Source organism: Limnospira sp. PMC 289.06 (genome assembly GCF_032350395.1).
In the GTDB taxonomy this organism is placed as follows: Bacteria; Cyanobacteriota; Cyanobacteriia; order Cyanobacteriales; family Microcoleaceae; genus Limnospira; species Limnospira platensis.
The window spans coordinates 1-6,109 of sequence record NZ_JARPLC010000191.1; the positions used below are offsets into that span (position 1 = coordinate 1).

Annotated in this window: 6 protein-coding genes; 4 read left to right on the forward strand and 2 right to left on the reverse strand. The window is 45.6% G+C overall.

The genetic code is table 11. The features are described from left to right. Positions 1-109 precede the first annotated feature (109 nt). Together P5674_RS22675 and P5674_RS22680 are read left to right on the forward strand one after the other, a co-directional pair. A complete protein-coding gene (locus P5674_RS22675; RefSeq protein ID WP_286131362.1) occupies positions 110-220 on the forward strand; it encodes a DUF4870 domain-containing protein in 111 nt (36 codons plus the stop codon). A 22-nt stretch (positions 221-242) separates the two neighbouring features. Continuing rightward, a complete protein-coding gene (locus tag P5674_RS22680) occupies positions 243-1,076 on the forward strand; it encodes a Tab2/Atab2 family RNA-binding protein (protein WP_006616101.1) in 834 nt (277 codons plus the stop codon). 306 nt (positions 1,077-1,382) lie between these two features. Here P5674_RS22680 and P5674_RS22685 read toward each other — a convergent pair whose 3' ends face one another. Continuing rightward, positions 1,383-2,216 (reverse strand): MBL fold metallo-hydrolase, encoded by an 834-nt coding sequence (locus P5674_RS22685; RefSeq protein ID WP_006616102.1) that lies wholly within the window; start codon positions 2,214-2,216, stop codon positions 1,383-1,385. Positions 2,217-2,612: 396 nt separating this feature from the next. Here P5674_RS22685 and P5674_RS22690 point away from each other — a divergent pair, with 396 nt between their 5' ends. After that, positions 2,613-2,798 carry a hypothetical protein gene (locus tag P5674_RS22690; protein ID WP_235181481.1) on the forward strand — a complete coding sequence of 62 codons (186 nt, stop codon included), beginning with the start codon at positions 2,613-2,615 and terminating at the stop codon, positions 2,796-2,798. On the opposite strand, the gene P5674_RS22695 is transcribed toward P5674_RS22690, so the two are convergent. Next, positions 2,764-3,888, reverse strand: coding sequence for a DNA methyltransferase (locus P5674_RS22695; protein WP_006616278.1), 1,125 nt, complete (start codon positions 3,886-3,888; stop codon positions 2,764-2,766). The two genes, P5674_RS22690 and P5674_RS22695, sit on opposite strands and share 35 nt — an antisense overlap. A 212-nt stretch (positions 3,889-4,100) precedes the next feature. Between P5674_RS22695 and P5674_RS22700 the strand changes: the two genes are divergently transcribed. Continuing rightward, positions 4,101-5,555 carry a restriction endonuclease gene (locus P5674_RS22700; RefSeq protein ID WP_006616279.1) on the forward strand — a complete coding sequence of 485 codons (1,455 nt, stop codon included), beginning with the start codon at positions 4,101-4,103 and terminating at the stop codon, positions 5,553-5,555. Positions 5,556-6,109: the final 554 nt, after the last annotated feature.

Below are 6,109 nucleotides of genomic sequence, written 5' to 3' on the forward strand. Positions count from 1 at the left end.
AGTGTAAGACAACCTGGCAAAACATCGGTTTTGTTAGATGCAGTTCCCGTTGAATTAGGAAGCCCCATCCTCTAGGGCGGCAGGGTGGGGTAGTTCACTTGGGATTCCTCTGCTATTTGCGGTGTTGTTGTTTGATTTAATTTTTACTATTGTGGCGGCCAGCAAAGCTAATGAGGGTATCAGATATCGCTATCCTTTGACTTTAAGATTTATTAAATGATTCACTAATGGCTTGATTTGTTATGCGAATATGGCAAGCTGATTTTTATCGCCGTCCTCTTGAGGATGAGAGGGGACAGCCTTTGTGGGAACTGTTAGTCTGTGATCAATTAGGCGATCGCCTATTGGTGGCGACTTGTCCTCAGTCGGAGGCTAACTCGACTTGGTTACTTAACCAGTTAAAAGAGATGTTTGTGACTGATCAACCTGATATTATTCAGGTGTTTCGACCTGCTTGTTTGAGTCTCTTTGAGGTGGTGGGTAAACAGTTGGGGGTGACTGTCCAGGCGACTCGTCGGACGCTGGGTTTAAAAAAATTGCTGGCTGAGATGATGTTAATTTATCCCCAAATGACGGGTTATACTGGCCAGAATTATGATCCTTTGGCTATTGATAAATTACCCCCTTTACCTCTACCGGAAAATCTCTGGGGCGATCGCTGGCGGTTTGCGACTCTTCCAGCGGGAGACCTTCAGGAGGTCTTTGGCGATCGCCCTATTCCTATTTTGGATATGCCATCAATTTTACTACCCCTGAATTTGGGTCTGGCTTCTACTGTTGCTATTTCTGGGGTGGTTATTGATGGCGGTCGCCAGTCTATGGGCTTGGCTAGATGGTTACAGTCGGTTAAACCTGTCGGTTTTAATTATATCCCCGGACAGCCTGATGGCTTGATTTTAGAGGCGGGATTGAGCGATCGTTGGGTAGTTGCTACTTTTGATGATGATGATGTGGCTCAGGCGGCGCGGATGTTTGAGACTCGTAAACGCTTGGCTAAGGGATTACATTTTCTCTTGGTTCAACCTGATGATTCTGGGGTAACTTATACGGGTTTTTGGTTGTTAGGGGGAGAATGAAAAATTCCCGCTCAAAAGTTGTTGATCATCCCCTGAATAGAGGCGATCGCTCATTATGTTGAATAAAAAATCAAGCATATAGCCATGTAACCCCCACAAGAATATGGTAACTGATGGGGAGGGTAATTGTCAACGGTTGGGGGAAATGAGGCGCGGCCGAGATTGTTGAATAAAAAATCAAGCGTATAGCCATGCAACCCCCACAAGAATATGATAACTGATAGGGAGGGGAATTGTCAAGGGTTGGCGGGAAATGAGGCGCGGCCGAGATTGTTGAATAAAAAATCAATTTTTCGGCGTGGGAGGTTATGGGGTGTTGGTTCCGAATTGCAGGCGGGTTCCTACGCGAACATCAATGCTACATCCAAGATGATGCCAAAGATGGGCGATCGCATTAATGCCTGTACAGTGATTAGCGCCTAGTAGTTGGACTTGATAATGCTTTAATTGGGCGGCGGTAGCTTCGAGGCGCTCTGGGTTAGCCTTTAACAGGTGCATACCTCCTATGACGGCATAAATTTTATCCTGTGGGCAGATTTGGGCAATATAGTCTAGGGTGTTAATAGTTCCAGAATGGGCGCAACCTAAGATTACAACTAATCCTGGAGGGGTTTGGATAAATAGAGCCTGATCATCAGGTAGAGTGTCTATGGTCTGGTGGTTAGCATCGATCCAAAAGTCTCCCCCTGTATCTTCGAGGGGATGGTGGCGGGGGATGGTTCCGGTTAGTCCCATTCCGGGTATGATTTCCGTGGGGGTTTCTGTCCACACTATTTTGCTGGTATGGGTTGTGAGGATATTTTCATCTTGAATGGGGGAACCAATTTCGCCTCTGGGGCTATATTTGGGGGTAATGGCGGCTGGATGTAGGTATAAAACTGGATTCTGGGTTATTTTGAGTATTGATGGTAAGCCGCCGGTATGGTCATAGTGACCATGACTCAGAGCGATCGCATCTATATCATGTAGGTTGATTCCTAGTTGGCGCGCATTGTGGTTGAGAGTGTTTCCCTGTCCGGTATCAAATAACAGTTTGTAGGTGTCGGCTTCCACTAGAATAGAAAGCCCGTGTTCTCCTAAGAGTCCTTTCCCGCCGGCTGTATTTTCTACCAAAACTGTAATGGTAAGTTGTTGAATCATATTTCCTCTGGCAGGATATGTATTTAATAGAGGTGATCGCTCATCATGTTGAATAAAAAATCAAGCGTATAGCCATGTAACCCCCACAAGAACATGATAACTGATAGGGAGGGGAATTGTCAAGGGTTGGGGGAAATGAGGCGCGGCCGCAAGTGTTGAACAAAAAATCAACTTGCCGTAGTTTGACACTTAGGTAGTCAAGTCGAGTGACTCAAAGGCGGGATTATTACATCTGAGAATGAATGATGGGCGGATTCGGAAAATCCTATTTTGGGATTATCCTATGATGGGTTTATTCTGATTTGTGTGAATACCATGCTAAATAATGCACGATGAAGTCTACGTTTAGTCGAGAATATGATGTTTTTCGGCAGTTTGGACACGAACTTTGCCAAAATGGACAGAATCGTGCATCCAGAAATTGAAAGTTTTAAGGAGCGTGTTTATAAAACTGAATGTTTTGGAGTGGAAATTTATCAATGGAAAAAACTTTTGTCGAGTCGGCGAGATGAGTCGATGAAATCTGCCTTGATCAGATATCTGGGAATTACAGAAGAGAAGATTGATAAAATACTTGACTAAATCGTTTCACTCCATAATAGAAATAAGTTTCGTCAATTTCACAAGCGAAAGCTTTGCGGTTAAGTATGTTAGCAGCCAAAGATGCACTAAACAGTCCGCCAAATGGTTCCCAAATTACATCCTGTTCCTGACTGGAAGCTTGAATAATTAGCTGCATGAGGTCGAGGGGCTTTTGATTCAAATGGACGGCTTTACCGTTGGGGGTTTTTATTCGTTCGTTATTCCGTAAAGCCGATCGCTGCCAAACATTGGTAAAACCGTGAGGACATCGAAATTGGGAACGCATTTTCCCCCATTCTTGAGCGGTCAAAGGATGTAGGCCATCTACAGAAAAATAAGGCTTTCCCTCGGGTTTCCCATATTGGTTGGCATAGCGAACTAATTTCTCAAACATATCGGGTGGGGGAAAATACCATAAATGCCCTTGGTCGAAATACTTTCTCGTTGCTGCATCTGCCACACCACAGGCCAGATTGGCTTTGCGTAAAGGTAAACCCGATCGCAACCATTCTTTTCGTAACCATTCTTTCAAGGTTAAGTCATCGAATTTAACTTCTCTGACATATTGAACACAAACTTCTGTTACCACAGGAAAACGTCTGATTTTTTCTGTATTGACATTCCCGGCAATATGAGCTTTTCCCTTATTCCATATATTGCAGTTGACATAGCGCCAACCAAATTTCTCAAGGATTGGATGTACGACAGCCCATCCAATTTCGGAATTCCAAAACCAGAGGGTTGTACTGGGCAATGCGAACTTTGACCAAGCTGCGATATGGGGTTCATACCATTGGGGCAAATCGAGATGATCGGATGTATCACCTTGAAAGCCTAAAATACCGTAGGCTCCATCTGATACAATGACTGTGGGATTGTCCCAAGACTGATAATATTCGGCACTATCACCAAGATTTAAACTGACAGTGTTGTTACTCCAGCTTGAAAAGGTGAGTGGTTGGTCAAGTTGAACGGATTTGCTACGTCCGACGGTACTGGTTGCTTTATTTTTGTTTGTGGTTGGCAGCTTATGGTACGGCTCAGATAGACCCATGTATCTTTCATTAGGTTTCACAAACAGGCTAAACATCTATACTTTATCCCATCTGGGAATATTTGGCGATCTAAGGAATGATTGAAGTGGGGGGCAAGGGTGGTGGGTGCCCCTTTCATATTATACTTGAGACGGGGCAACAACATCTCCCCATTGCGGATCGAGTTGTCCTTTTAATTGGAGATCTCGCCTAATCGGGTTGTTTTAGATGTGACAAAATTGATGATTTCTGATTTTTAACTATTCCTATGTCCTTCGCCGATGCTGCCATTCAAGTTTTAGAAGATGTTGGCTCTCCCCTGCACTATCGCAAAATTGCTCAAATTGCGATCGCACGGAATTTAATTCAAACGAACGGCAAAAGTCCGGAAGCCACGCTCAACGCCATCATTGCGGTGGAAATCAAACAGAAGGGGGATCTCAGCCGCTTCGTGAGGGTCAATCGCGGGGTTTTTGGGTTGAGAAAATGGGATGTAACCTCGATAGATTCCGAATCTAATTCGGCGACATTAGACCCGCGAAACGAAACCCGGGTCAAAGTTTCCCACTTTCCGACCTATTCGGAATTGAGATTGATTTTACCGATTTGGAACGGACGCGATCGCGCGCAAATCACGGGGCTGAGATCGGCGATCATGAGTCTGTCGGGAACCCTGCAAAATCCGGTAGATTGGACGAATCCAGAACGCTGGATATCGGAACGCTTGGAAGGGGAAAATCGAGAACTGGCGGAGGCGATTTGGACGGGAAGCGATCGCCAGCTTAACCCTCGTCACGTTTACGGACACTGGCTCCTATCTCGAACCTATCAGTTGCTGGAAGAAGATTCAGGGGGGAAAGTTTTATTAACTGATGCGGGACAGGATTTTATCTGCCATCCCTTGGGAGAGGTTGAAAAACAAATTGACGAGGGGGAAGGCTTATTAAAATTACTAAGTGTGGTGGCTGAAAAAGGGGGAGGTCGTCGCGGAGATTTTGTACCCGATTGGTCGGACTATCTCAAGCGTTGCTCCCAATTCGGCACGGACAGCACCATCAAAGATACGCTGTGGCGGCGGCTTTACAATTTGGCCGATCGCGAATTATTGATCAAAACGGGGACGACCTACAGCATTACCGACGCGGGTTTGAATTATTTAAAAGATTCGGGAGGCGATGAAGAACTCGACGGCGGAGGGACGGTACAGGAAATTTTGACCCTGGTTAAAGAGCAGAAAGCCTCGGTCAGATCAAGCATTCAAGAAATCCTCTCAACGATGGCTCCGACGGCGTTTGAATATTTGATCAAACAATTGTTGGAGGCGATGAATTATCAAAATGTGGAGGTGACATCACCGACGAATGATAAGGGGGTCGATGTGGTCGCGGATATTGAACTGGGGATCACTTCGGTGCGGGAAGTGGTGCAGGTGAAGAGGCAACAGGGGAACATTCAAAGGCCGGTTTTGGATGCTTTGCGGGGGTGTTTGTATCGGTTTCAAGCGGTGCGGGGTACGATTATCACCACGAGCGATTTTTCCAAGGGGACGGTGGAGGTGGCGTTCGCCCCGGGTGCGCCGCCGATCACGTTAATCAACGGAGAAAAACTGCTGGATCTGCTGATAGAATATGGAATCGGAGTGAAAACGAAGGCGATCGAAGTATTAGAACTAGATGCCGATGCGTTCGCCCAGAATGATAGTTATACCTCCGATTTAGAATAAAATTCTAATTCCACTAGAATAGAAAGCCGGTGTTCTCCTCAGAGTCCTTTCCCTCCGGCTGTATTTTCTACCAAAACTGCTAGGACATCTTATTGAATAGAGGCGATCGCTCATCATGTTGAATAAAAAATCAAGCGTATAGCCATGTAACCCCCACAAGAACATGATAACTGATAGGGAGGGGAATTGTCAAGGGTTGGGCGGAAATGAGGCGCGGACGGAGTGTTGAATAAAAAATCAAGTGTATATCCGTGTAAAGCCTATAAGAATAGGGTAACTGATGGGGAGGGGAATTGTCAAGGGTTGGCGGAAATGAGGCGATCGCTCATCATGTTGAATAAAAAATCAAGCGTATAGCCATGTAACCCCCACAAGAACATGATAACTGATAGGGAGGGGAATTGTCAAGGGTTGGGCGGAAATGAGGCGCGGACGGAGTGTTGAATAAAAAATCAAGTGTATATCCGTGTAAGGCCTATAAGAATAGGGTAACTGATGGGGAGGGGAATTGTCAAGGGTTGGGCGGAAATGAGGCGCGGACGGAGTGTTGAATA